The sequence below is a fragment of the Pimelobacter sp. 30-1 genome, assembly GCF_018831735.1.
Classification (GTDB): domain Bacteria; phylum Actinomycetota; class Actinomycetes; order Propionibacteriales; family Nocardioidaceae; genus Nocardioides.
In genome coordinates this window covers 118,430-142,150 of sequence record NZ_NHTS01000013.1, presented here as the reverse complement: position 1 = coordinate 142,150, position 23,721 = coordinate 118,430, and the positions used below count along the sequence as shown (strand labels likewise).

At 72.3% G+C, this 23,721-nt stretch carries 23 protein-coding genes, 1 tRNA gene and 1 pseudogene; 12 read left to right on the top strand and 13 right to left on the bottom strand.

The features are described from left to right. The first annotated feature begins 24 nt into the window (after positions 1-24). Both CCO04_RS25885 and CCO04_RS25880 read left to right on the top strand, forming a co-directional pair. Positions 25-1,017: an alpha/beta fold hydrolase gene (locus tag CCO04_RS25885; RefSeq protein ID WP_215817061.1), complete on the top strand. Its 993-nt coding sequence runs from the start codon at positions 25-27 to the stop codon at positions 1,015-1,017. Positions 1,018-1,026: 9 nt separating this feature from the next. Beyond that, on the top strand, positions 1,027-2,028 hold the full coding sequence (locus CCO04_RS25880) for an SLC13 family permease (RefSeq protein ID WP_215817060.1): 1,002 nt from the start codon (positions 1,027-1,029) through the stop codon (positions 2,026-2,028). A gap of 82 nt (positions 2,029-2,110) precedes the next feature. Here the strand turns inward: CCO04_RS25880 and CCO04_RS25875 are convergent, their stop codons facing one another. The 11 genes from CCO04_RS25875 to CCO04_RS25825 all read right to left on the bottom strand — a co-directional run bounded on the left by CCO04_RS25875 (position 2,111) and on the right by CCO04_RS25825 (position 11,916). Continuing rightward, a complete protein-coding gene (locus tag CCO04_RS25875; protein WP_215817059.1) occupies positions 2,111-2,836 on the bottom strand; it encodes a DUF4352 domain-containing protein in 726 nt (241 codons plus the stop codon). Between the two features lie 112 nt (positions 2,837-2,948). After that, positions 2,949-4,010, bottom strand: a complete 1,062-nt coding sequence (locus tag CCO04_RS25870; RefSeq protein WP_215817058.1) for a histidinol-phosphate transaminase — start codon at positions 4,008-4,010, stop codon at positions 2,949-2,951. Next, positions 4,007-4,948, bottom strand: coding sequence for a lipoyl synthase (lipA, locus tag CCO04_RS25865; RefSeq protein ID WP_215817057.1), 942 nt, complete (start codon positions 4,946-4,948; stop codon positions 4,007-4,009). The genes CCO04_RS25870 and lipA overlap by 4 nt, the downstream gene beginning before the upstream one ends. Continuing rightward, positions 4,948-5,595, bottom strand: a complete 648-nt coding sequence (locus CCO04_RS25860) for a 2-oxo acid dehydrogenase subunit E2 (RefSeq protein ID WP_215817056.1) — start codon at positions 5,593-5,595, stop codon at positions 4,948-4,950. Before CCO04_RS25860 ends, lipA begins: the two co-directional genes overlap by 1 nt. Then, positions 5,592-6,428, bottom strand: coding sequence for an ABC transporter ATP-binding protein (locus CCO04_RS25855; RefSeq protein ID WP_215817055.1), 837 nt, complete (start codon positions 6,426-6,428; stop codon positions 5,592-5,594). Before CCO04_RS25855 ends, CCO04_RS25860 begins: the two co-directional genes overlap by 4 nt. Beyond that, complete coding sequence (locus CCO04_RS25850) at positions 6,412-7,362, bottom strand: ABC transporter permease (RefSeq protein WP_215817054.1); 951 nt, start codon at positions 7,360-7,362, stop codon at positions 6,412-6,414. The genes CCO04_RS25855 and CCO04_RS25850 overlap by 17 nt, the downstream gene beginning before the upstream one ends. A gap of 13 nt (positions 7,363-7,375) precedes the next feature. Then, positions 7,376-8,362: an ABC transporter substrate-binding protein gene (locus tag CCO04_RS25845; protein WP_215817053.1), complete on the bottom strand. Its 987-nt coding sequence runs from the start codon at positions 8,360-8,362 to the stop codon at positions 7,376-7,378. Continuing rightward, positions 8,359-9,735, bottom strand: a complete 1,377-nt coding sequence (locus tag CCO04_RS25840) for an aspartate aminotransferase family protein (protein ID WP_215817052.1) — start codon at positions 9,733-9,735, stop codon at positions 8,359-8,361. Before CCO04_RS25840 ends, CCO04_RS25845 begins: the two co-directional genes overlap by 4 nt. Further along, positions 9,732-10,724 carry an alpha-ketoacid dehydrogenase subunit beta gene (locus CCO04_RS25835; protein ID WP_215817051.1) on the bottom strand — a complete coding sequence of 331 codons (993 nt, stop codon included), beginning with the start codon at positions 10,722-10,724 and terminating at the stop codon, positions 9,732-9,734. The genes CCO04_RS25840 and CCO04_RS25835 overlap by 4 nt, the downstream gene beginning before the upstream one ends. Further along, positions 10,721-11,677, bottom strand: a complete 957-nt coding sequence (locus tag CCO04_RS25830) for a thiamine pyrophosphate-dependent dehydrogenase E1 component subunit alpha (protein WP_215817050.1) — start codon at positions 11,675-11,677, stop codon at positions 10,721-10,723. The genes CCO04_RS25835 and CCO04_RS25830 overlap by 4 nt, the downstream gene beginning before the upstream one ends. Continuing rightward, the gene (locus CCO04_RS25825) at positions 11,674-11,916 is read right to left on the bottom strand and encodes a biotin/lipoyl-containing protein (RefSeq protein ID WP_215817049.1); all 243 of its coding nucleotides are present in this window, start codon (positions 11,914-11,916) and stop codon (positions 11,674-11,676) included. The genes CCO04_RS25830 and CCO04_RS25825 overlap by 4 nt, the downstream gene beginning before the upstream one ends. Positions 11,917-12,071: 155 nt before the next feature. Between CCO04_RS25825 and CCO04_RS25820 the strand changes: the two genes are divergently transcribed. Together CCO04_RS25820 and CCO04_RS25815 are read left to right on the top strand one after the other, a co-directional pair. After that, a complete protein-coding gene (locus CCO04_RS25820; RefSeq protein ID WP_215817048.1) occupies positions 12,072-12,776 on the top strand; it encodes a FadR/GntR family transcriptional regulator in 705 nt (234 codons plus the stop codon). 62 nt (positions 12,777-12,838) lie between these two features. Then, the gene (locus CCO04_RS25815) at positions 12,839-13,762 is read left to right on the top strand and encodes a hypothetical protein (RefSeq protein WP_215817047.1); all 924 of its coding nucleotides are present in this window, start codon (positions 12,839-12,841) and stop codon (positions 13,760-13,762) included. A 70-nt stretch (positions 13,763-13,832) separates the two neighbouring features. On the opposite strand, the gene aceE is transcribed toward CCO04_RS25815, so the two are convergent. Next, the gene (gene aceE / locus CCO04_RS25810) at positions 13,833-16,646 is read right to left on the bottom strand and encodes a pyruvate dehydrogenase (acetyl-transferring), homodimeric type (protein WP_374197028.1); all 2,814 of its coding nucleotides are present in this window, start codon (positions 16,644-16,646) and stop codon (positions 13,833-13,835) included. A 224-nt stretch (positions 16,647-16,870) separates the two neighbouring features. Between aceE and CCO04_RS25805 the strand changes: the two genes are divergently transcribed. The 4 genes from CCO04_RS25805 (at position 16,871) to CCO04_RS25790 (ending at position 19,695) form a co-directional block, all read left to right on the top strand. Beyond that, the gene (locus CCO04_RS25805; RefSeq protein WP_082003982.1) at positions 16,871-17,248 is read left to right on the top strand and encodes a DUF3052 domain-containing protein; all 378 of its coding nucleotides are present in this window, start codon (positions 16,871-16,873) and stop codon (positions 17,246-17,248) included. A 19-nt stretch (positions 17,249-17,267) separates the two neighbouring features. Further along, positions 17,268-18,911 carry an AMP-binding protein gene (locus tag CCO04_RS25800; RefSeq protein WP_215817045.1) on the top strand — a complete coding sequence of 548 codons (1,644 nt, stop codon included), beginning with the start codon at positions 17,268-17,270 and terminating at the stop codon, positions 18,909-18,911. Next, on the top strand, positions 18,908-19,408 hold the full coding sequence (locus CCO04_RS25795; RefSeq protein ID WP_308281541.1) for a peroxiredoxin: 501 nt from the start codon (positions 18,908-18,910) through the stop codon (positions 19,406-19,408). Before CCO04_RS25800 ends, CCO04_RS25795 begins: the two co-directional genes overlap by 4 nt. Before the next feature lie 212 nt (positions 19,409-19,620). Then, positions 19,621-19,695: transfer RNA gene (locus tag CCO04_RS25790), tRNA-Val, on the top strand. 62 nt (positions 19,696-19,757) lie between these two features. On the opposite strand, the pseudogene CCO04_RS29540 reads toward CCO04_RS25790, so the two are convergent. After that, positions 19,758-21,032, bottom strand: a pseudogene (locus CCO04_RS29540) (MFS transporter); the annotation flags it as partial. Positions 21,033-21,058: 26 nt separating this feature from the next. On the opposite strand from CCO04_RS29540, the gene CCO04_RS30010 reads away from it, so the two are divergent. From CCO04_RS30010 to CCO04_RS25765, 4 genes are all read left to right on the top strand, one after another. After that, positions 21,059-21,580: a CGNR zinc finger domain-containing protein gene (locus tag CCO04_RS30010; protein ID WP_257751617.1), complete on the top strand. Its 522-nt coding sequence runs from the start codon at positions 21,059-21,061 to the stop codon at positions 21,578-21,580. Positions 21,581-21,656: 76 nt separating this feature from the next. Further along, complete coding sequence (locus CCO04_RS25775; protein WP_215817044.1) at positions 21,657-22,280, top strand: hypothetical protein; 624 nt, start codon at positions 21,657-21,659, stop codon at positions 22,278-22,280. A 124-nt stretch (positions 22,281-22,404) separates the two neighbouring features. Beyond that, positions 22,405-22,842 carry a hypothetical protein gene (locus CCO04_RS25770; RefSeq protein ID WP_215817043.1) on the top strand — a complete coding sequence of 146 codons (438 nt, stop codon included), beginning with the start codon at positions 22,405-22,407 and terminating at the stop codon, positions 22,840-22,842. Then, positions 22,839-23,720, top strand: a complete 882-nt coding sequence (locus CCO04_RS25765) for a serine/threonine-protein kinase (protein WP_308281540.1) — start codon at positions 22,839-22,841, stop codon at positions 23,718-23,720. Before CCO04_RS25770 ends, CCO04_RS25765 begins: the two co-directional genes overlap by 4 nt. Position 23,721: the final 1 nt, after the last annotated feature.

Sequence of the window (23,721 nt, the reverse complement as noted above, 5' to 3'; positions counted from 1 at the left end):
TGCACGTCGTTCGGAGGGGGCGTCATGACGGAGCAGCCGGACCAGGGCGTCCAGTACGTCACGCTGCACGGCAAGCGGCGCGCGTACGTCAAGAAGGGCTCCGGCCCCGCGCTCCTGCTGCTGCACGGTCTCGCGTGCGACCACACGACCTGGTCGCCGGTCATCGACAAGCTCGCCGAGCGCTACACGGTCATCGCGCCCGACCTGCTCGGGCACGGGCTCTCGGACAAGCCGCGCGCCGACTACACCCTCGGCGGCTACGCCAACGGCATGCGCGACCTGCTGACCGTGCTGGGCGTCGACAAGGTGACCGTCGTCGGGCACAGCTTCGGCGGGGGCATCGCGATGCAGTTCGCCTACCAGTTCCCCGAGCGCACCCAGCGGGTGATGCTCGTCGCCACCGGCGGCCTCGGCGCCGAGGTGACCCCGCTCATCCGGCTGATCCAGGTGCCCGGCTGGTTCCGGGCGGTCGGCGTGCTGACCCTGCCCGGCATCCGGCACGCCGAGACGTTCGCGCTCCGCACCGCCGCCCGGTACGGCGACGTCGGCCCCCTGCGCAAGTACACCCGCGACCTCGACGAGGTCGCCGACATCGTCGAGTCCTGGAAGGACCGGCGCACCCGCTTCGCGATCCGGCACCTGGTCCGTGCGGTCATCGACTGGCGCGGCCAGATCGTCACCATGTCCGACCGGGCCTACCTTTCCGAGGCGATGCCGATGGCCGTGGTGTGGGGCGAGGAGGACCAGGTCCTGCCGGTGCGCCACGCGGGCAACGCGGCCGAGCTCGCGCCCGACGTCCGGGTCGACCTGCTCGCCGACGCGGGCCACTTCCCGCACAAGAACCACCCCGACGAGTTCGTGCGCATCCTCGACGAGTTCGTCTCGACGACCGAGCCGGCGTCGTACAACCGGGCGCGGTTCCGGCGCATGCTCAAGGCGGGTGCCACCGCTCCGCTCGGCCCGCTGGCCGCCGTCGCGGCCGCCGAGGCACGCGACGAGGCGATCACCCCTGCCTGACCTGCGCCCGTGCTGATCACGCTGACGAGCGTCTTCTGCCTGCTCGCCGTCGTCCGGGCGCTCGAGGGCGTGCACTTCTTCAGCGCGGTCGCCGAGGGGATCATCGGGCTGCTGCGCACCCGCCGCTCGCTGGTGCTCGGCCTGGTGCTGCTGACGCTCGTCGCGTCGATGATCATCACCAACGACATGGCGCTGCTGACCCTGCTACCGCTCACCGCGGTCACGCTGCGCGCGACCGGCAACGACGACCTGCTGGCGTTCGTGTTCGTGATGGAGACCGTCGCGGCCAACCTCGGCGGGATGATCACGCCGTTCGGCAGCCCGCAGAACCTGTACCTCTACCAGTTCTACGCGCTCGGGATCGGCGACTTCCTGCGGATCATGGCGCTGCCGTTCGCCGTGTCGGCGGTGCTGGTCGTGCTGACCTGCCTGTTCGTCCGGCGTACCCGGCACGAGCCGGTGGTCTTCCCCCACGAGGTCGCCTGGCGCCCGGCCCTGCTGCACCTCGCGCTCTTCGCGCTCACCGTGGCGATCGTGCTGCGGATCGTGCCCTGGTGGGCCGGCGCGGTCGTCGTCGCGGTGCTGCTCGTCGTGGACCGGGCGGCCCTGGCCAAGGTGGACTACCTGCTGCTGGTGATCCTCGCGGGCTTCTTCGTCGTCGCCGAGGGCCTGTCCCGGGTGCCCGCCGTCGCCACCGCCCTCGGCGACCTGCTCGCCCACGACCCGCTCCTCGTCAGCACGTTCGCCAGCCAGGTGCTCTCGAACGTGCCGACCGCCGTACTGGCGGCGCCGTTCACGGACGCCCACGCCCAGCTGCTCATCGGCGTCAACATCGGCGGGGTCGGCACGATCATCGCGTCGCTGGCGAGCCTGATCACGCTGCGTCAGTACGCCGCGCTGCGGCCGGGGGAGTCGGGGGCGTTCCTGCGGCTGTTCACGGTGGTCAACGTGGGGTTCCTGGTGGTGCTGGTCGTGGTGATGCGGGGTGCGGTGGAGGCGGGCTGGGTCTAGGGGGCGGTTCCCCTCCCCGGACGCACCTCAGCCGTCGGCACCCGAGAGCGCCGACGGCTGAGCCGAGAGATCCGCGGGTCGGCTACTTGCCGACGACGAGGTAGATCGCCTCGTCCATGCTGAGCATGGCCTGGGCCTTGAGCACGCCCTTGCCGGCGTCCTTCGGTGCGACGTCGAAGACGACGACGCCGGTCCGCTTGAGGCCGGGGCTCAGGTCGTCGTAGCTGAAGGCGTTGTCGAGCATGAACGCCTGGTCGGACGCATCGATCTCGTTGCCGCCGACCTGGAGCTTGAAGTCCTCGGAGCTGACCTGGATGGTCTCGTCCTTGACGTTCTGGACGGTCAGGGTGACGACGACGTACTTGCCGCCCGGGGCGTCGGAGAACTGGCCGAGGGAGTCGCGCACCTCGACCTTGTCGATCTGGTACTTGGCGCTCTTGTTCTCGACCGCCTTGCCCCGCGGAGCGGGGTTGTCCTTGCTGCCCACGGGCTCGTTGTTCGAGGCGTCCTCGGGCTCGTCCTTCTTGCCCTCGGGCTTGGCGTCGCCGGGCTTCTTCTCGTCCTTGGGGGAGGTGGCGTCGGACGACTTGATCTTGTCCGACTCCTTGGCGACCTCGTTGGCGCTCAGGCCGACGACGGCGAAACAGCCTCCGCACATCAGGATGAAGAACGCGATGACACCGATGATCACGTTGCGCAGGGTGTTGGACTTCTTCTGCGGCGGCATCATCGGCTGGCCGTAGTACGGCTGACCACCCTGCGGCGGCATGGGCTGCTGCGGGGGAGGCGGCGGGGACTGGTCCGTCATGGTTCTTCTCCTTGTGCTGGGCGGCATGCTTCTCAGCCGCGGGGCCAGGCTAGGGGAGATTTCGTCGCCAGTGGTCAGAATCGAGACAGGGTGAGACAGGTCGGTGAACTGCTCATGTTCTCGGAAGCATGCCGGGATCCGCCATCGCCCGCTGCAGGTGACGCCAGCCCTCGTCACCCGGCACCGACACCCGCACCGCCCCCGGTACGCCGAGCGCCGATCCCGGCCGTACGGCGATCCCCGCGGCGGCGAGCCGGCGGACCAGGCCGGCCTCGTCGGGGACGCGGACCAGGACGAAGTTGGTGTGGGAGGGCACGACGTCGTACCCGTGGCGGGTGAAGAGGTCGCTGACCCGGCGGCGCATGTCGATGGTGTGGACCCGGACGGCCTCGTGGTGGGTGCGGTCGCGGAGGGCGGCGAGGGCGGCGGCCTGGGCGAGGCGGTTGACCGAGAAGGGGGCGCGGATGCCGCTGAGGACGTCGATGACGGGGGTGGGGGCGAGGAGGTAGCCGACGCGGAGGCCGGCCAGGCCGAAGGCCTTGGAGAAGGTCCGGAGGACGGCGAGGCCGCCCTCGCGCAGGAGGGGGACGGCCGTGGCGGCGAGGGGGTCGGGGGCGAAGTCGATGTAGGCCTCGTCGACGACGACCAGGCCGGCGGGCGAGTGCTCGCGGAAGCGGCGGACGGCGTCGCGGGGGACCAGGGTGCCGGTCGGGTTGTGGGGGTTGACGACGTAGGCGAGGTCGGCGGGGACGGCGGCCATGGCGGCGAGGTCGTGTTGGTCCTCGGCGAGGGGGACCGAGACGACCGTGCCGCCGACGACCTGGGTGCTGATCTCGTCGACGCGGTAGGCGGGGTCGGCGCAGACGGCGGTGCCGCCGCCGGCGAGGAAGGCGAGGGCGAGCAGGAAGATCAGCTCGTCCGAGCCGTTGCCGACCAGCACCTGCTCCGTCGGTATGCCGTGGCGCGCCGCGATCTCCGCGCGCAGCTCGGTGGCCAGCGCGTCGGGGTAGCGGTGAGCCGAGCGGGCGGCACGCACCACCGCGTCGACGACGTGGGGGCTGGCGCCGAGCGCGGACTCGTTGGACGACAGCGAGCCGGCGGCGGAGGGCGCGGCGGCGCCCGGGCGGTAGGGGGCGAGCCCGGACAGCCAGGGGCGGGCGGTGAGCTCGGTCATCGGGCCGCCTCCAGGTCCCGGCGCGCGCGGCGGGCGGTCTCGTAGAGCCGTCCGGCGCGGTAGGAGGAGCGCACGAGAGGGCCGGAGAGGACGCCGCTGAAGCCGATCTCGTCGGCTTCGGTGGCGAGCTCGACGAACTCCTCGGGCTTGACCCAGCGTTCGACGGGGTGGTGGCGGGGGCTGGGGCGTAGGTACTGGGTGATGGTGATGAGCTCGCAGCCGGCGTCGTGGAGGTCGCGCAGGGCTTGGGAGACCTCGTCGCGGGTCTCGCCCATGCCGAGGATGAGGTTGGACTTGGTGACGAGTCCGAAGGCCCGGGCCTGGGTGAGGACGTCGAGGGAGCGGTCGTAGCGGAAGGCGGGGCGGATGCGCTTGAAGATCCGGGGGACGGTCTCGACGTTGTGGGCGAGGACCTCGGGGTGGGACTCGAAGACCTGGGTGAGGAGGTCGGGGCGGCCGTTGAAGTCGGGGATGAGGTTCTCGACTCCGGTGTCGGGGTTGAGGTCGTGGATGGCGCGGACGGTTTCGGCGTAGAGCCAGGCGCCGCCGTCGGGGAGGTCGTCGCGGGCGACGCCGGTGATGGTGGCGTACTTGAGGCCCATGGTCTGAACCGATTCGGCGACCCGGCGGGGTTCGTCGCGATCCAGCGCGGCGGGGCGACCGGTGTCGATCTGGCAGAAGTCGCAGCGTCGGGTGCACTGGTCGCCGCCGATGAGGAAGGTGGCTTCGCGGTCCTCCCAGCACTCGAAGATGTTGGGACAGGCCGCTTCCTGGCACACCGTGTGCAGGCCCTCGGCGCGGACCAGGTCGGTGAGCTCGCGGAAGGCGGGGCCGGTCCGGGCCCGGGTGCGGATCCAGGCGGGCTTGGGCTCCACCGGCACCTGCGCGTTGCGGACCTCCACGCGCAGGAGCCGGCGTCCCTCGGGGGAGGCGGTCATCAGGCAGCCGGCTCCTGCTCCAGGAGGGCGCGGAGCTCGCGGGCGTAGCGCCCGGCCTCGGCTCCGTCGATCACCCGGTGGTCGAAGGTGACGGTGAGGTTGAGCATCCGGCGTACGGCGACCCCGCCCGAGACCGCGACCACCCGGTCGGTCGCCCGGTGCACGCCGATGATCGCGGTCTGCGGCGGGTTGATGAGCGGGGTGGCGAGCACGCCGCCGCTCTTGCCGGGGCTGGTGACGGTCACCGTGGCGCCGCTGATGTCGCGGGCGGCGAGGCGGCCGGCCCGCGCCCGCTCGGCGAGGTCCGCCACCTGGGCGGTGAGGTCCTCGGCCGAGTGGGCGAGCGGGTCGCGCAGCACCGGTACGACGAGCCCGCGCGGGGTGTCCACGGCGAACCCGACCGCCACGTCGTCGTACGCGAGGATCTCGTCGTCGACGACGTGCGCGTTGAACACGGGGTGCTCGGCCGCGAGCGCGGCGACCGCCCGGCAGACGTGGGCGAGGAGCAGGCGCATGTCGACGCGGGTGACGTCGCACTCCTCGACCACGTGCACGCCGGGGATCTGCGCGTGGGACTGAGCCATCCGCTGGGCGATCGCCTTGCGGATGCCGACCAGCGGCGTGCGGGTGACCGTCGGGGTGCTCATGCCGGGCTGCTCTCCGCGAGCAGGCTGGCGTCGGACAGGCTGCCGCCCGAGAGCGCGGCGAAGCGCTGCTGGAGGTCGCGCGGCGTGATGCCGGTCAGCTGCTCGCCGCTCACGTCGACGACGACCTTGCCCTGGTGCATCATCAGCAGCCGGTCGGCGTGGTCGAGCGCGTGCTTCATGTCGTGGGTGACCATCATCGTGGTGATCTTCCGCTCGCGCACCAGCCGCTCGGTGGCGGAGTTGACCCGCGCCGCGCTGTTGGGGTCGAGCGCCGCGACGTGCTCGTCGAGGAGCATGAGCGCCGGCGAGCCGAGGCACGCCATGGCCACGGCGATCGCCTGGCGCTGACCACCCGAGAGCGAGCCGGAGATGGCGCCGAGCCGGTCCTCCAGGCCCATGCCGAGGGGCTCGAGGAGCTCCTGGGCGGCGGCGCGCACCTTGCTCGGCGACGTACGGCGCAGCGGGAACCGCCCGCGTCGTCCGGCCAGGGCGAGCGCGAAGTTCTCCTCGATCGTCAGGTTGGAGACCATGTTGTCCTGCGGGTTCTGGCGCACCCGCGAGACCAGGCCGATCCGGCGCCACGACGGCAGCGTGGTGACATCGCGGCCGCGGACGGTCACGTGCCCCTCGTCGGCCAGCAGGTTGCCGGCGACCATCGAGAGCATGGTCGACTTGCCGGCCCCGTTGGAGCCGATGATCGACACGAAGGTGCCGGCCGCCACCTCCAGGTTCAGGTCGTCGACGGCGGTGACGAGCTCGCGTCCGGGGGCGATGAACCGCTTGGTGCATCCCTCCAGGAGCAGGTCGGGGACGGAATCAGATGAAGCTGGCAACGCGGTCCTCCTCGTAGAACCTGGTACGAGCGATGCGCCGCTGGCGCCGTCCGCTCGTCGTGAGAGAGCTGAGCCAGCTGCGGCCCTGGCTGCGCACGGCGATCACGATCACCACGACAGCGGCGGTGAGCAGCTGGAGCAGGTTGGGGTCGAGCCCGATCTGCAGCGAGGCCGCGACCGCGAAGCGGTAGACGACGACGCCGGCGACGAGCGCGAGCACGATGGGCAGCACCCGGCTGGAGCGGGTGAAGCTGAGGCCGAGCATCATCCCGGCCAGGCCGATCACGATGACGCCGTTCTGGATGGTGACGTCCATGAAGCCCTGGTTGTGCACGACCAGGCCGCCCGAGAGCGCCGCGAAGGCGTTGGCGACGGCGAGGCCGACGGCCTGGCGCGACTCGGTACGGACGCCGAGCCCGCGCGCGGTCTGGATGTTCTGGCCGGACGCGATGAGCGAGAGGCCGTAGTCGGTGCGCAGGAACCAGAGCATCGCCACGCCGAGCAGCGCCGCGACGACGACGCCGGTGACGATCGTGCCCTGGCGGTAGGTCAGCCCGGCGTCCGCGGCCCAGGAGAACGCGGTGTCGGCGCCGAACAGCGAGACGTTGCCGGAGCTCATGATCACCAGGCACATCGAGTACGCCGCCGTGGCGACCAGGATGCTCGCCAGCAGCACGTTGAGCCGCAGCGTCATGTGCAGGATCGCGGTGACCAGGCCGGTCGCGGCGCCGGCCAGCATGGCCAGGCCGAGCGCGACCAGCGGGTGGTGGCCGTGGACGGTGAGCACCGCGGCCGTGGAGCCCCCGACGCCGAAGGAGCCCTGCAGGGTCAGGTCGGGGAGGCTCATCACCCCCATCGCCAGGTAGATGCCGAGCACGAGCGGGACGTAGAGCAGTCCCACCTGCACGGCGATCTCGAACAGGTTCCAGATCATGGTGTGCCCTTCGTCAGTGGGTGGTGAGCGCGGCGTCGCGGATCTCGGCCGGGACGTCGATGCCGAGCTGCTCGAGCTTGGTGAGGTTGAGGTCGAAGCCGCCGGTCTCGGGGACGACGACCGCCGTCGTCGCGGGGTCGGCGCCGTCGAGCACCTCGAGGACGAGCTGGGCGACCGCCTGGCCGACGACCTCGTAGTCGTAGGAGGAGGAGATGACCGCGCCGGCCTCGACGGCCTCGCTGGTGCCGCCGAAGACCGGGATCTCGGCGTCGTCGGCGACCTTCATCAGGCCTTCGACCGCGCTGATCGTGGTGGTGTCGCCGGGGATCTCGATCGCGTCGACCTTGCCGACCAGGCTCTGTGCGGCCTGGGTGATGTCGGAGCCGTTGCTGATCGTCGCCTCGACGTACTCGATGCCGAGGTCGTCGAGGTGGGCGCGGACCTTGTCGGCCTGGGCGTCGCCGGCGGGGTCGCCGAGCTTCCAGATCAGGCCGACCTTGTCGAGCCCGGGGACGAGCTCGGTCATCGCGTCGATGTCCGGGACCGGGTCGATCACGTCGGCGACGCCGGTGACATTGCCGCCCGGCTCGTCCATGGACTTCACCAGCTTGGCCTCGACCGGCGTCGAGGACGCGGCGAAGACGATGGGGATGTCCTTGGACGCGGTCGCCATCAGCTGCGAGGCCGACGTACCCACGGGGACGATGAGGTCGCAGCCGCCGGAGATGAACTTCTGGGCCAGCGTCTGCTCGGTCGCGGCGTCGGCGTTGGGGTTCTGGATGTCGAGCTCCAGGCCGTCGTCCGTCGCGCTCTTCAGGCCCTTCTTGATGCCGGTGAGGAGGTCGTCGATCACGGTGGCGGTGGCGTACTGGTCGATGCAGACCTTGGCGTCGGCGACCTCGGTGGCCCCGGCGGCGCCGTCGCCGCCGCAGGCGGTCAGCGTGGACAGCCCGAGGCCCGCGAGGGCGGACGCGGCGAGGGTGAGGTGGGTGCGCTTCACTGGGACTCCTTGGTGGTGGTGGGGACCCGAGAGGCGAGCTCCGCGGCGACCTGGTCGACGGCCGCGGCGAGGGCCGCGACGGTCTGGTCGACGTGGTGGCGCTCGAAGACGTAGGGCGGGCAGATGCCGAACCGGTCGCCGCGATAGCCGTCGGCGTTGCCGCTGAACGACGGGTTGATGAGGACGCCGCGCTCCTGGCAGGCCCGGGCGATCCGCTTGCTGACGCCGGCCTCGTAGGGGAACGGCTCCTTGGTGGCGCGGTCGGCCACGATCTCGACGCCGACGAGCATGCCGAGGCCGCTCACCTCGCCGACCAGGGGGTGGTCGCCGATCGCCCGGCGCACCTCGGCCAGCAGGTAGGAGCCGACGTCGCCGGCGCGGGCCACGAGGTCGTGCTTCTCGATGTGGCGCAGCACGGCCAGGCCGACCGCGCACGAGAGCGGGTTGCCGCCGTAGGTGAAGCCGTGCTCGAACATGCCGCTGCCGTTGGCGACGGCGTCGTAGATCTCGTTGCGGGCGATGACCGCGCCCAAGGGGGAGTAGCCGCTGCTGATGCCCTTGCCGCAGGTGATGAGGTCGGGGACGACGCCGAAGTGCTCGATCGCGAAGTTGCGCCCGGTCCGGCCCATGCCGCTGAGCACCTCGTCGACGATCATCAGCACGTCGTACTTGTCGCAGATCTCGCGGACCCGCTCGAAGTAGCCGTCCGGCGGCACCATGCCCATCGCGGCCGCGCCGACGACCGGCTCGGCGATGAAGGCCGCGACGTGCTCGGGGCCCTCGTTGAGGATGACCCGCTCGACGTCGTCGGCGCACGAGAGCGTGCAGGCGTTGCTCTGGGCGCAGAACGTGCACCGGTAGCGGTACGGCGGCGCCGCGTGCGCGAACGGCAGGAGTATCGGCGCGTAGCCGGTCCGGCGCATCACGTGCCCGGTCGCCGACAGCGCGCCGAGCGTGTTGCCGTGGTAGCTGCGCCAGCGCCCGACGATCTTGTGCTTGGACGGCTTGCCCGACTCGACGAAGTAGTGCCGGGCGAGCTTGATCGCGGTCTCGTTGGCCTCGGAGCCGCCGGAGGTGAACCGGACGTAGTCCATGCCGTCGGGCGCGAAGTCGGCGAGCTCGCGGGCGAGCTGCTCCTGCGGCTCGCTGGTGAACTGGCCGCAGAAGCTCACCTTGGCGGCCTGCTCGGCCATCGCGTCGAGGACGTCCTGGACGCCGTAGCCGATGCTGATGACGATATTGCCGCCGGAGGAGGCGTCGAGGTACTCGTTGCCGTCGGCGTCCCACACGTGCACGCCGGAGGCGTGGCTGACCGCGGGTGCGGAGTGGACCAGGTCGCGGTGGAAGACCTGGCTGGCCGGTGAGGTGCTCATGCGGACACCGTTCCTCTCAGGGACGGGTGAAGGGAATGGGCGGCGTCCACGATGTCGGCGACGGACGGGACGAAGGCGGCCTCCAGGGACGCAGCGAAGGGCACCGGCGTCGCGGGCGGCTGGAGCAGCCGGACCGGGAAGCCGAGCCGGTCGCCGTCGCCGAGGAGGGCGGCGCAGAGGGCGGCGGCCGGACCGGAGCCCGGCCACGACTCCTCGACGACCAGGAGCGCGCCGGTCCGCTCGGCGCTGGCCCGGACCAGCGCGGTGTCGAGCGGGGCGAGGGAGCGCAGGTCGACGACCTCGGCCTCGATGCCGTCGGCGGCGAGGTCCTTGGCGGCGCGGACGGCGCGCTGGACCATCAGGCCGGAGGCGGCCACGGTCAGGTCGGCCCCCGGACGCCGTACGACGGCCGCGCCGAGCGGCACCTCCAGCGTGGGGTCCACCTCGGCCTTGGCGCCGTGGAGCAGGCTCATGTGCTCCAGCAGCACCACCGGGTTGTCGTCGCGGATCGCGGCCCGGGTCAGGGAGTAGGCGTCCTGCGGCGTGGTCGGCATCGCGACCTTGAGCCCGGGGAAGGCCAGCAGCATGCCGACGCAGCTCTCGGCGTGGCCGCGGTGCGGCCCGACACCGCACTTGGCGCGGACGACGAGCGGCACGGTGACCTCGCCGCGGGTGCGGAAGGCGACCGCCGCACCCTCCAGGCCCAGCGGGGTCATGGTCAGGGCGAGGAACTCGGCGAACATCAGGTCGACGATCGGCCGGCTGCCGGCCATCGCGGCCCCGACCGCCGTCCCGACCATGGCGGCCTCGGAGATGGGGGAGTCGATCACCCGGCCCTGGGCACCGAACGCGTCCCACAGGCCCTTGGCCGACTGCATCGGCCCGCCGAAGACGCCGATGTCCTGGCCCATCAGGTAGACCGAGTCGTCCTCGGCCATCGCGTCGGCGATCGCGGCGACGATCGCCTCGCTCATGGTCATCCGGCTCATGACGCGCTCCTCAGGTCCTCGGCGTAGGGGCTGGTGGCGCGGACGAGGGCGGCATCGCTCGCGGCCTTGGCGGCGGCGACGATCGCGTCCATCCGCTCGTGCGCGGCGGCCGAGCGCGCCTCGGCGCCGGCGCGGTCGAGGAGCCCGGTGGCGACCAGGTCGTCCTCGAGCCGGGCGATCGGGTCGCGCTCGGCCCAGGCCGCGACCTCCTCGGGGGTCCGGTAGGTCTCGGGGTCGTTCATGTAGTGCCCGCCCATCCGGTAGGTCAGCGCGTGCACGAACGCGGGGCCGCCGCCGCTGCGGGCGTGGTCGACCGCCGCGGTGACGGCGGCCCGCACGGCGCGCACGTCGTTGCCGTCGACGTCGGTGGCGGTGATGCCGAGCGCCCGGGCCCGGTCGGAGACCCGCTCGCCGGCCAGCGCGACCGACGAGGGGAGCGAGGTGGCGTACTGGTTGTCCTGGCAGACGTAGACGATCGGCAGGGCGAGCATCGCGGCCAGGTTGAGCGACTCCGCGACGATGCCGCTGTTGGCGGTGCCGTCGCCGAAGCCGCAGACGGCGACCGCGCCGGGGCTGGTCCGGGACAGGTGCAGGGCCGCGCCGGTGGCGTAGGCGACCGACGTACCGAGCGAGCCGGAGAACATGCCGACCGCGTGCGTGCCGGGAGCCGGGCAGATGTCCCCGCGCCAGTGCCCGCCCGAGCCGCTCGCGTCGGTGCCGAACACCCCGGCGGCGAGCGTCGCGGGGTCGGCGCCGCGGTGGAGCGCGACGGCGCAGGCGCCGCGGAAGTGCGGGGCGACCACGTCGTCGGCGCCCAGGTCGGCGAAGGCGCCGACGAAGACGGCCTCCTCGCCGCGGGCCTCGTGCCAGTGGCCGTTGTGCCGGCACATCGCCTGGTCGAAGGCGCGGGCCTCGACCATGGCCTCCCAGAGGCCGGTCTCGGTGAGGCTCATGCGGGGTCGCCGATCTCGGCGATGACCTGGCCGATCCGCACGGTGTCCTCGGGCTCGCCGTGCAGCGCGGTGACGACGCCGGCGACCGGGGCCTCGATCTCGAGGTTCACCTTGTCGGTCATCACCTCGGCGATCGGCTCGCCGGCGGCGACGGTGTCGCCCACGGCGCACAGCCAGGTCGCGAGGACGGCCTCCTCGACGCCGTCGCCCAGCTCTGTGATCGAGACGGAAGTGCTCACCGAAGTCCTTTCGGTCGGGGATAGGGGTTGCTAAAGTGGTGCTACCGCTTCGCAAAGTGGTACTACCAATTGAATGAATAGTGATCTGGCCCACGGCCGGATGTCAAGGGCCTCCGGCTACAGTCGCTGCGCCCCACCCAGGAAAGGCCGATGCCATGACGATCGAGAACGACGCCGGGTCCTCGCTCAGCGAGCTGTTCGCCGACGACCCGCTCTCCGTCGCGCTCGCCGAGCTGATCCAGGGGATCCAGCCGGGGGACCGGCTGCCGAGCGAGCGCGACCTCGCCGTCCGCCTCGACGTGAGCCGGACCGCGCTGCGCGACCGGCTCGGCATGCTCGAGGGGCTGGGGGTGCTGCGCCGTCGTACGGGGGCGGGGACGTTCGTCGAGACCCTGCGCCCCGACGCGCTCGCGTTCGCGCTCAACCTCGCGATCAGCAGCTCGCACCTGCCGCTGGCCTCGCTCGAGTCGGTCCGGATCGCCCTGGAGCGCCAGGCCGCGGCCGAGGCGGCCCGCCGGGCCGACCCGGTGCTCATCGCCTACATGAAGCGCGCGATCGACACCATGGCCGCGACCGAGCTGAGCGCCGACGTCCTGGTCGCCGACCGCGCGTTCCACCAGTCGCTGCTGCGCGCGGCCGGCAACCCGTCGCTGACCTTCTTCGCCGAGGCGCTGTCCAACGTGCTCACCAAGGACCTCGCCGAGCGCAGCGAGCGGCTGAGCCAGGAGCGGCTGAGCACCTCGCGCCAGGCCCTCCTGGTCGACCACCACACGCGGATCTACGACGCCATCGTCGCCGGCGACCCCGACGCGGCGATGCGCGCCGTCGACGAGCACTTCGACGCGATCGGCAACAGCTGAGGCGAGGCCCGGCGGCCCCGGACCGCTTGACATCGCGCGACGCCCGACGGCTACCGTGACGCATGGATCCCGGGACCGACATGCACGCCGCGGCGCTGCGCAGGCTGACGCGTTTCTCGGCCGGCTCGGCCGGGTGGCTGGGGCTGATCGCGATCGGCGGCGCCGGCTACCTGGCGACGCTGGGCACCAGCGACCGCGCGCAGGTGCGCCTCGTCGGGCTCGTCGTCGGTGCGGGCCTGGTGCTCGTCGCGTTGGGCTTCCTGGTCGCGCTCGTGGTGGCGTGGCGGCGGGACCTGCGCGCGGCCCCGCTCGTCGCCGGTGATCGTCCCGAGCTCGCGCAGGGCGGGGCGGCGATGTTCTCCGAGGGCTACGTCCCGTGGTGGGCGGTCCTGGCGGCGCTGGCCGTCGGGGTGTTCGGGATCGTGGTCGTGCCGGCCGCCGCGGACGGCGCGGCGTGGGGCTGGCTGACGCCGGTGCTCCTGGGCCTGGTCGCGATCAGCGTCGGTGTGTTCGTGCACTGGCGCGGCAACGAGTACGTCGGCGTGCACGCCGAGGGCGTCCGGATCGTCCGGCGCGGGCGGCTCGAGGCCGCACCCTGGTCACAGGTCCTGTACTTCGAGAGCGGGCAGGCCGGGATCGAGGGCCGGCCGGACCGGGCCGGTGTGAGCGGCGCGGTGGAGACCCGCATCGAGGAGGCGGCCGTCGCCGCCGGGCTCGCGACGTACGCCGAGCGGCTGCGCGCCGGCGACACGATCGACCTCGGCGCGGTGAGCCTCCAGGCGGACGTCCTGGTGCTGGAGGGAGAGCCCGTGCGGTGGGACCGGATCGACGCGGTCACCTACGAGCACGACGGCGAGAACAACTGGACCCACGTGGTGGTCCGGGTCCGGGGACGCCGGGGCCGGGTCAAGGTCCAGCAGTCGGGGATCGCCAACTTCCCGGTCTTCGCGGAGGCGCTGCGCGCCTCCACCGGGCTGCGGGTCTGACCCGCCGGGAGAATGAGCCGTGCGGACGCCCTCTCGCGAGGACGCCCGCACGGACGAGGAGCCGGTGGGCTCAGGCGTCGCCGCCCTCCTGGAGGACGCCGGCCGCGGCGGTCGGGTCGTCGATGCGGTAGCGCTCGACGGCCTCCTTGACCCGGGCCGGGTCGATCTCGCCGGCGTCGGCGAGCGCGGCGAGCGCCGCGACGACGACGGACGGGGCGTCGACCTGGAAGAAGCGCCGCGCGGCCGGACGGGTGTCGGCGAAGCCGAAGCCGTCGGCGCCGAGCACCCGGTAGTCGGCCGGGACCCACTGCGCGATCTGCAGCGGGACGGCGGTCATGTAGTCCGAGACCGCGACCACGGGGGCCTGGGCGTGGGCACCCTCGCCCAGCGCCGTCGCGACGTACGGCGTGCGGTGGGCCTCGTCGGGGTGCAGGAGGTTCCACTTCTCGGTCGCGATGCCGTCGCGCGCGAGCTCGTTCCACGAGGTGACCGACCAGGTCTCGGCCTGGACGCCCCACTCGTCGGCGAGGATCTGCTGGGCCTCGGCGATCCACGGGAAGCCGACGCCGGAGGCGAGCAGCCGGACCCGCGGGCCTTCGGCGGGCGCCGACTCGGTGACCCGGTAGAGACCCTTGAGCAGGCCCGCGACGTCGAGGCCCTCGGGCTCGGCGGGCTGGGCGACGGGCTCGTTGTAGACGGTGAGGTAGAAGATCACGTCCTCGCCGCGCGGGTGCTCGGGGCCGGCGCCGTACATCCGCTCGAGGCCCGAGCGCATGATGTGGCCGACCTCGTAGCCGAACGCCGGGTCGTAGTGGACGACGGCCGGGTTGGTCGCCGCGATCAGCGGCGAGTGGCCGTCGGCGTGCTGCAGACCCTCACCCGTGAGCGTCGTCCGGCCGGCGGTCGCGCCGACCAGGAAGCCGCGGGAGAGCTGGTCGGCCATCGCCCAGATCGAGTCGCCGGTGCGCTGGAAGCCGAACATCGAGTAGAAGATGTAGAACGGGATCATCGGCTCGCCGTGGGTCGTGTACGACGACCCGGCCGCGATCGCGGAGGCCATCGCGCCGGCCTCGGAGATGCCCTCGTGGAGCATCTGGCCCTGTGCGGACATCTTGTACTGCAGCAGCATGTTGCGGTCGACGGACTCGAACTGCTGGCCGTGCGGGTCGTAGACCTTGGCCGAGGGGAACATCGCGTCCATGCCGAAGGTGCGGTACTCGTCGGGCGCGATCGGGACGATCCGCTTGCCGATGCCGGGGTCCTTCATCCAGTCCTTGAGCAGCCGGACGGCGGCCATGGTCGTGGCGACCTTGTGGTTGCCGGCACCCTTCTTGAGCTCGGCGTAGGTGCTGTCGCCGGGCAGGGTCAGCATCGTCGAGCGGTCGACGCGCCGGGGGAGCGAGCCGCCGAGCTGGCGCCGCCGCTCCATCATGTACTCGATCTCCGGCGAGTCCGCGCCCGGGTGGAAGAACGGCGCCGCGCCCGTGGCGTCGTAGGCCGTCTCGAGGTCGCGGTCGCTGATCGGCAGGTAGAGCCGGTCGCGGAACTTCTTCAGGTCGTCCTGGGTCAGCTTCTTCATCTGGTGGGTGGCGTTCTTGCCCTCGAGGGCGTCGATCGTCCAGCCCTTGACGGTGTGCGCCAGGATCACGGTCGGCTGCCCGACGTGCTTGGTCGCGGCGTCGAACGCGGCGTAGACCTTGCGGTAGTCGTGGCCGCCGCGCGGCAGCTTCTCGATCTGCCGGTCGCTCATGTGCTCGACCATCGCCCGCAGCCGCGGGTCCGGGCCGAAGAAGTGCTCGCGGGTGTAGGCGCCGTCCTCGACCGAGAAGGTCTGGAACGCGCCGTCGGGGGTGGAGTTCATCTGGTTGACGAGCACGCCGTCGACGTCGCGGGCGAGCAGGGCGTCCCACTCACGGCCCCAGACGACCTTGATGACGTTCCAGCCGGCGCCGCGGAAGTTGGCCTCGAGCTCCTGGATGATCTTGCCGTTGCCCGTGACCGGGCCGTCGAGCTGCTGCAGGTTGCAGTTGATCACCCAGGTGAGGTTGTCGAGCTCCTCGCGGGCCGCGATCCGGATCGCGCCGAGCGACTCGGGCTCGGCCATCTCGCCGTCGCCCAGGAACGCCCAGACGTGCTGCGCGGCGGTGTCCTTGATGCCGCGGTTGTGCAGGTAGCGGTTGAACCGCGCCTGGTAGATCGAGTTGATGCCGGTCAGGCCCATCGAGACCGTCGGGAACTCCCAGAAGTCCGGCATCAGCCGCGGGTGCGGGTACGACGACAGGCCGGCGCCCTTGCCGTGCTGGACCTCCTGGCGGAAGCGGAACAGCTGCTCCTCGGAGAGCCGGCCCTCGAGGTAGGCCCGGGCGTAGATGCCGGGGGAGGCGTGGCCCTGGATGAAGATCTGGTCGCCGCCGCCCGGGTGGTCCTTGCCGCGGAAGAAGTGGTTGAAGCCGACCTCGTAGAGGCTCGCGCTCGACTGGTAGGTGGCGATGTGCCCGCCGACCTCGAGGCCCTTGCGATTGGCGCTGGAGACCATCACCGCGGCGTTCCAGCGGATGAACGCCCGGATCCGGCGCTCGACGTCCTCGTCGCCGGGGAACCACGGCTCGCGCTCGGGCGGGATCGTGTTGATGTAGTCCGTGCTGCGCAGCGCCGGGACGCCGACCTGGGCCTCCCGGGCCCGCTCCAGCAGGCGCAGCATCACGTAGCGGGCGCGCTCGCGGCCGCGCTCGTCGATGAGCGCGTTGAACGAGTCGATCCAGTCCTGGGTCTCGTCCGGGTCGATGTCGGGAAGCTGGGTGGGCAGGCCCTCATGGATGACCGAGGGTGCCGAACCTGCGCGGGCGGCCGGGGTGGGGCCACCGGAGTTCGTGTCGGAGGTCACGCTGCCCATCGTTGCACCTCGCTCCAGGGCTGAAAATCTACCCATGAGTACGGTCGCGGAGGGGGCTCGGAGTGCCAGAGGGTTGCGCCTGGGTACCTGACTCCGCTGGACTACTCCCCAACCCGCACGTTCGCGGGACCGTCGTCGTACCCCGAACCACTGGAGGACTCACCGTGACTTCGACCGCCCCTGGCGGCACCACCCCGACCGGACCCGCCGAGCGGATGGGCCTCAAGCCGGGCATGGTGGTCCAGGAACTCGGCTGGGACAACGACACCGACGACGCCTTGCGGGTCGCGCTCGAGGACGCGATCGACGGGGACATGGTCGACGGTGACTACGGCAATGTCGTCGACGCCGTGCTGCTCTGGTGGCGCGAGGACGACGGCGACCTGGTCGACGGACTCGTCGACGCGCTGACCGACCTGGTCGGCGGCGGGGTCATCTGGCTGCTCACGCCCAAGATCGGGCGCCCCGGGGCGGTCGACGCCGCGGACATCGCCGAGGCGGCTCCGGTCGCCGGGCTGGCCCAGACCACCGCGGCCACGGTCAGCAAGGACTGGGCGGCGACCCGGCTGGTCGCCCCGAAGTCGATCGCCTGACCCCCTCTAGACTGAACTCATGAGTAACATCGCCGATCGGGTCACCGGCAAGGTCAAGGACGCCAGGACGAGCCTGAAGATCCTCACCGAGTCGGGGATCGTCCGGCCCTACTCGCCGCAGGTCCTGGCTGGCATGGCCAACGCCCTGCGGCAGTGGAGCACCACGCCCGCGGGCGGCTTCAAGACGATCGCGCTGCGGATGCCCGAGCAGACGGCGATCATCGACGAGCGCGGTGCGCTGACCTTCGGCGAGCTCCAGGCGCGGACCAACGCGCTGGCCCACGGGCTGCGTGCCCGGGGCGTCGCGCCCGGCGACGGGGTCGCGGTGATGTGCCGCAACCACCGCGGGTTCATCGAGGCGTCGATCGCGATCAGCAAGCTGGGCGCCGACGTGCTCTACCTCAACACCGCGTTCGCCGGCCCGCAGCTGGCCGACGTGCTGACCCGGGAGAAGCCGCGCGTGGTCATCCACGACGAGGAGTTCACCGGGCTGCTCGCCGGGGCCGACATCGCCGACCGGGTGCTCGGCTGGACCGACGGCGAGGCGGGGGCCGACAGCCTCGAGGGGATCATCGGCGCCGGGCTCGCGGCCGGGCGCACCGACGACCTCGCGCCGCCGTCCGCCAAGGGCCGCACGATCATCCTGACCTCGGGCACCACCGGTACGCCCAAGGGCGCGCCCCGCCCCCAGGGCGGCCTGCCGGCGGCGATCTCGCTGCTGTCCCGGATGCCGCTGCGCAGCGGCTGGCGCTGCCACGTCGCGGCGCCGCTGTTCCACACCTGGGGCTTCGCGCACTACCAGCTCTCGATGATGCTCGGCACCACGCTCGTGCTGACCCGCAAGTTCGACCCCGAGGACGCGCTGCGCCTGCTGCGCGACGAGAAGTGCGACTCCTTCGCGGTCATCCCGGTGATGCTCCAGCGCATCCTGGCGCTGCCCGCCGAGACCCTCGACCGCTACCCGCTGCCGCAGCTCAAGGCGGTCGCCTCGTCCGGCTCCGCGCTGCCCGGCGACCTGCCGACCCAGTGGATGGACCGCTACGGCGAGAACCTCTACTCGATCTACGGCTCGACCGAGGTCGCCTGGGCCTCGATCGCCTCGCCCGACGACCTGCGCAAGGCGCCCGGCACCGCCGGCCGGCTCCCGCACCAGACCGTCGTCCGGATCCTCGACGGCGAGGGCCGCGAGGTGCCGCGGGGCGAGTCCGGGCGGATCTTCGTCGGCAACAGCCTCCAGATCGAGGGCTACACCGGCGGAGGTGGCAAGGAGATGGTCGACGGCCTGATGTCCTCGGGCGACGTGGGCCGCTTCGACGCCGAGGGCCGCCTCTACGTCGAGGGCCGCGACGACGAGATGATCGTCTCCGGCGGCGAGAACGTCTTCCCCAAGGAGATCGAGGACTGCCTGGCCGGTCACGAGCGGGTCGCCGAGGTCGCCGCGATCGGGGTCGACGACCCCGACTTCGGCAAGCGCCTGCGCGCCTTCGTGGTCCGCGTGCCCGACGCCGACCCGGTCTCCGCCGACGAGCTGAAGGACCTGGTGAAGCAGAACCTGGCCCGCTACAAGGTGCCGCGCGAGATCGTGTTCCTCGACGAGCTGCCCCGCAACGCGACCGGCAAGGTCCTCAAGCGCGAGCTCGCCGCGATCGAGCCTGCCGAGTGAGGCCCGACGCGGCAGGACCGGCCACCAGCGCGCTGGGCATCGAGCTCGGCGGCCCGGCCCCCGACTTCACCCTGCGCGACCAGTTCGGGCAGGACACCACGCTGTCGTCGTACCGGGGGGTCAAGGCGGTCGCCCTGGTCTTCTACCCGTTCGCGTTCAGCGGCGTGTGCACCGGTGAGATGAACGCCTTCCGGACCCGCCTCGACGAGTTCCTCACCTTCGACACCGAGGTGCTCGCGATCTCCTGCGACCCGGTCTACGCGCTGCGGGCGTTCAGCGACGCCGACGGGCTCAACTTCCCGCTGCTCAGCGACTTCTGGCCGCACGGCGAGGTGGCCCGGGCCTACGGGGTCTTCGACGAGCGGGGCGGGTCGGCCGAGCGGTCGTCGTACGTGGTCGACAAGGCGGGGCGGCTCACCTGGGCCGTGCACCACCCCAAGCCCGCCGCACGCAGCGCCGACGAGCTCCTCGAGGCGCTCCGCGCGGCCGCGGGATAGGCCGGTCGGGTAGGTCGTCTAGTTCTTTCGGATCATTTTTGGCCCAAATCCCCGGGAACGGTTGGATGGGCCGGGGGTGGCCGGTAATGTTCCTGTTGTCGAACCGCTGGTGACCCGAGACGCCAGCGGTTCGGCTCATTTTTGACGCTTTCTCCTGAGTGCGCCTCGTTTCGGTGCCCGGAGCAGGCTTCGGTACGCTGTCCCGGCTTCTGGGGCGCATAGCTCAGCGGTAGAGCTCCTCGCTTACAACGAGGCGGTCACAGGTTCGATCCCTGTTGCGCCCACCACCCCTCAGCAGCACCGCCGCGAGGACCCCGGTCCCGAGCGCCGTCAGGGCGCATGCGGCGAGAGCGGCCGAGAGCCCGGCGCGGGTGACCGTGCCGCCCGAGGTCGCGGCGATCGTCCCGCAGGCCGCGATGCCGAGCGCCAGCCCGAGCTGGCGTACGGCGTTCGCGGCGCTGCTCGCGACCCCGGCCTGGTGCGCGGGGGCGGCGGCGATCGCCAGCGCCGGGAGCGCGGGGGAGACCAGGCCGGCGCCGAAGCCGGTCAGGACCAGGAAGGGCGCCAGGGCCGGCCAGGCCGGGCCGAGGGCCAGCGCGGTCCCGGCGAGGGCGCCGAGGCCGACCAGGACGGTGCCGGCGCCGAGCGTCCAGGTGGGGGCGAGGGCGTGCAGGTGCCGGGTGAGCAGGCCTGAGACGGCGATGAACACGAGCAGCTGGGCGACGAGGACCAGCGAGGTGGTCAGCGGGCCCAGGTGCAGGTCGGTCTGGAGCCAGGTGGCCAGGGCGGGCAGCGCGCCGAACGCGGCGAAGTAGTAGCCGAAGGCGGTCAGGAGCACCGCGGCGTACCGGGGCGAGGTGAGCAGGCCGAGCGGGAGCACGGGTTGGGGGCAGCGCCGCGCGGTGTGCACGAAGCCGGCCAGGGCGAGCGCGGCGACGGCGGCGGCCCACCAGGAACCGCCGCCGATCACGGCCGTGGCGGCCGCGGTGATCGCGACGGTGATCAGGGCGATGCCGCGCCGGTCCGCCGGGGGCCGCGCCGTCGCCTGAGGTGTCCGGGGGAGCGAGCGGTGGGCCAGGACGAGGGCGAGCGCGCACAGGGGGAGTCCGGCCCCGAAGAGCCACCGCCAGCCGGCGTACGCCGTGAGGAGGCCGCCGCCCACGGTGCCGACCGCGGAGGCGCCGCCGGCCACGGCGCCCCAGATCCCGAAGGCGCTCGCCCGGCGCCGTGGCTCGGTGTAGGTCTGGGCGATGAGCGGCAGGATCGTCGCGAACAGGGCCGCACCTGCCACGCCCTGCGCGGCGCGGGCCGCGACGAGCCAGCCGGGCGATCCGGCCAGGGCGCAGGCGAGCGTCGCCGCGGTGAACCCGGCCAGGCCGGCCAGGTGCACCCGGCGGCTCCCGGCGGCGTCGCTCAGGGCTCCGGCGCCGAGCAGGAGGCCGGCCAGCGCGACGGTGTAGCCGTCGACCACCCACTGCTGGGCCGCGAAGCCGGCGCCGAGGTCCGCGCCGATGCTGGGCAGCGCCACCGTGACGACGGACGTGTAGAGGAGCAGGAGGAAGGTGCTCAGGCAGCAGGCGACCAGCGGCTGCCAACCGGGGGGACGCGGTGGGGTGGGGGCCATGGCTCGGAGCGTGGTGTAATGCTCTTGTGCTTGTAAAGCCTTACGCACGCCCGCTGCTGGACGTGATGATCGGCCTGCTCAACGAGCCGCCGGCGGACGCCGACGAGGTCGCGGCGCGCTGGGTCGCGGCGGGCATGCCGCTGGAGAGCCGGCCGCGGGAGAGCGACCTCGCCGTGGTCGGCGCGTGCCTGGCGGCGTGGGCCCGGATGGTCGACGCCGTGGACGAGGCGGCGCGGGTCGTCGTCCTCAACGAGCTGCTCGCGCGGTACGCCGGGCCGCCCACGGTGACCGACCACGACGGCAGCGGCTGGCACGTCCACCACCGCCCGGACGACGCCAGTCTGGGCGAGATCCTGGCCGCGTCGAGCGCGGTCGCCGCGGCCGACCACCTCACCGCGCACGGCATGCACCGGCTCGGGCGCTGCGCCCTCGACGAGTGCGGGCGGGCGTTCGCCGACCACAGCCGGCCGGGGCGCCAGCGGTACTGCTCGCACGCCTGCGCCAACCGCGACGCCGTACGGCGGCACCGGCGCGCGCGGTCCTCGTGAGCCTGCGGAGCCTCGGGACACGCGTCTTCTGCCGGGTCCTGTCCCGAGAATGGTGAGCCTCTGCCAAGGTATCCCCATGCTCAGCACCGTCCGGCGTACCGTCGCCACCCTGTCCTTGTCCCTCGCGCTGGTCGGCACGACCGCCGCGCTCGCCGCGCCCGCCCAGGCCGAGCGGTGGACCCACGACGACGCCGTGGGCGATGTCGTCCGGGAGACGATGGGGGAGGTCGGCGAGCTGACGCCCGTGCCCGATCGCACCGACATCGACGTCACGCGCGTGGTCGCGAACCACCGGGGCCGTCACCTCACCATCAAGGTCCGCACCCGGACCGCGATGAAGGGCGCGCTCATGGTGAACTCGCTGATCCGCACGCCGAACAAGCGGTTCCTGCTCATGTCGATGCGGATGCCGATGCTCGGCAACAGCGTCGAGCTCCTCGACCTCAGCTCGAAGCGCAAGGACCCCACGGTCCGCTGCCCCGGGCTGAAGCGCTCCTTCGACAAGGGCCGCACGGTGATGACCACGAAGATCCCGCGCTCCTGCCTGGGCAACCCGCGCTGGGTCCGGTTCAGCCTCGACGTGACGACGATGGACATCTTCAGCGACGACGACTACAGCTACAGCGACGACGCCCTGCGCGGGGGCATGGGCGCCGGCTTCGGCCCGGGCAAGATGTCGCCGAAGATCAAGCACGGCTGAGCGCACCGGCACGACGCCGACCATGAGAGCCCTCTCATGGTCGGCTCATGGTGACCTCACGGCCGCTCGGAAGGGTGAGGGACGTCGACGCAGGGTCGACGTCCCCCCGGACCGAGGAGCACCCATGAAGAAGAAGCCCATCGCCGCCGTCGCGACCGGACTGGTCGGCCTGATGGCCTCCGGCCTGACCGTGAGCCTGCTCGCCTGGCCCGCCGACGCGGGCAGCGGCTCGGACGGCGACCTCGCCGTCAAGCGCGAGGAGGACACCCCGGACGTCGTGCTCGTCGTCGAGGACGATGACGACGACCCGGCCGACGCCCTCCGCGCCCGTCAGGTGGCCGACACCCACACCGGCACGAAGGCCCAGACCCGGACCAACACCCGGGTCACCCGGACCGGCAACAGCCGCGACAACACCCGGACCGGTGCGCGCAGCGGTCGCGACGACAGCCGCTCGGGCCGTGCCGTCCGCGACTGGACCCAGGACGGCCCCGGCCCCAAGGTCCGCGACTGGTCGCGCAACCACACCAACGACCGCAGCCGGCACAACACCCGCGGGTGAGCACCGTGGAGCTGTCCTCCTGGCACTTCGCCGAGGGTGACGCGATCACCCCCGAGCTGACCGCGCAGCGGCTGCTCGGGGGTGGCTCCGCCTACGAGGCGTACCTCGCGTTCGACGAGATCACCTACGGTCCCGTCGTGGTCAAGGTCGTCCGGCCCGCCGAGGCCGACGACGAGCGCACGGTCCGCGCCCTCGTGCGCGAGGCGACCGCGCTCGACGTCGCGCACCACCCGGTGGTCGTCCGCGGCCTGCGCCACGACGCCGAGGGGCCGCGTCCGCACCTGGTCCTCGAGCACGTCGAGGGGCCCAGCCTGTCCCGGTTGATCCGGCGGCACCGGCGGCTCTCGCCGCAGCAGTACCTCCCGCTGGCGATCGACCTCGCCTCGGCGCTGCACTTCTTCCGGCACGCGGACGTGTGCCACCTCGACATCAAGCCGAGCAACGTGATCATGGGCGACCCGGCCCGGATGATCGACCTGTCCGTGGCGCGCCCGGACGCCGAGGCGGCGGCGCTGACCACGCCGATCGGGACCGACGCCTACCTCGCGCCCGAGCAGGCCGCGCCCGGGACGGCGTACGGCGTGCCGGGCTACGCCAGCGACGTCTGGGGACTGGGCACCACGCTGTTCCACGCGGTGGCCGGCGTCCGCGCCTTCCGCGAGGGCGACCCGGACGCCGCGGAGCCCGCGGCCCGCTTCCCGCAGCTGCTCGACGCGCCGGCCGAGCTGCCCGATGACGTACCGGCGGCGGTGGCGAAGGTCGTCCACGCGATGCTGGAGCCCGACCCGGCCGACCGGCCCGCGCCGCGCGAGGTCGCCGAGGCGCTCGAGCCCGAGCTGGCCGCGCTGCCGGCGCCGCGGCTGAGCTGGAAGAGCTAGC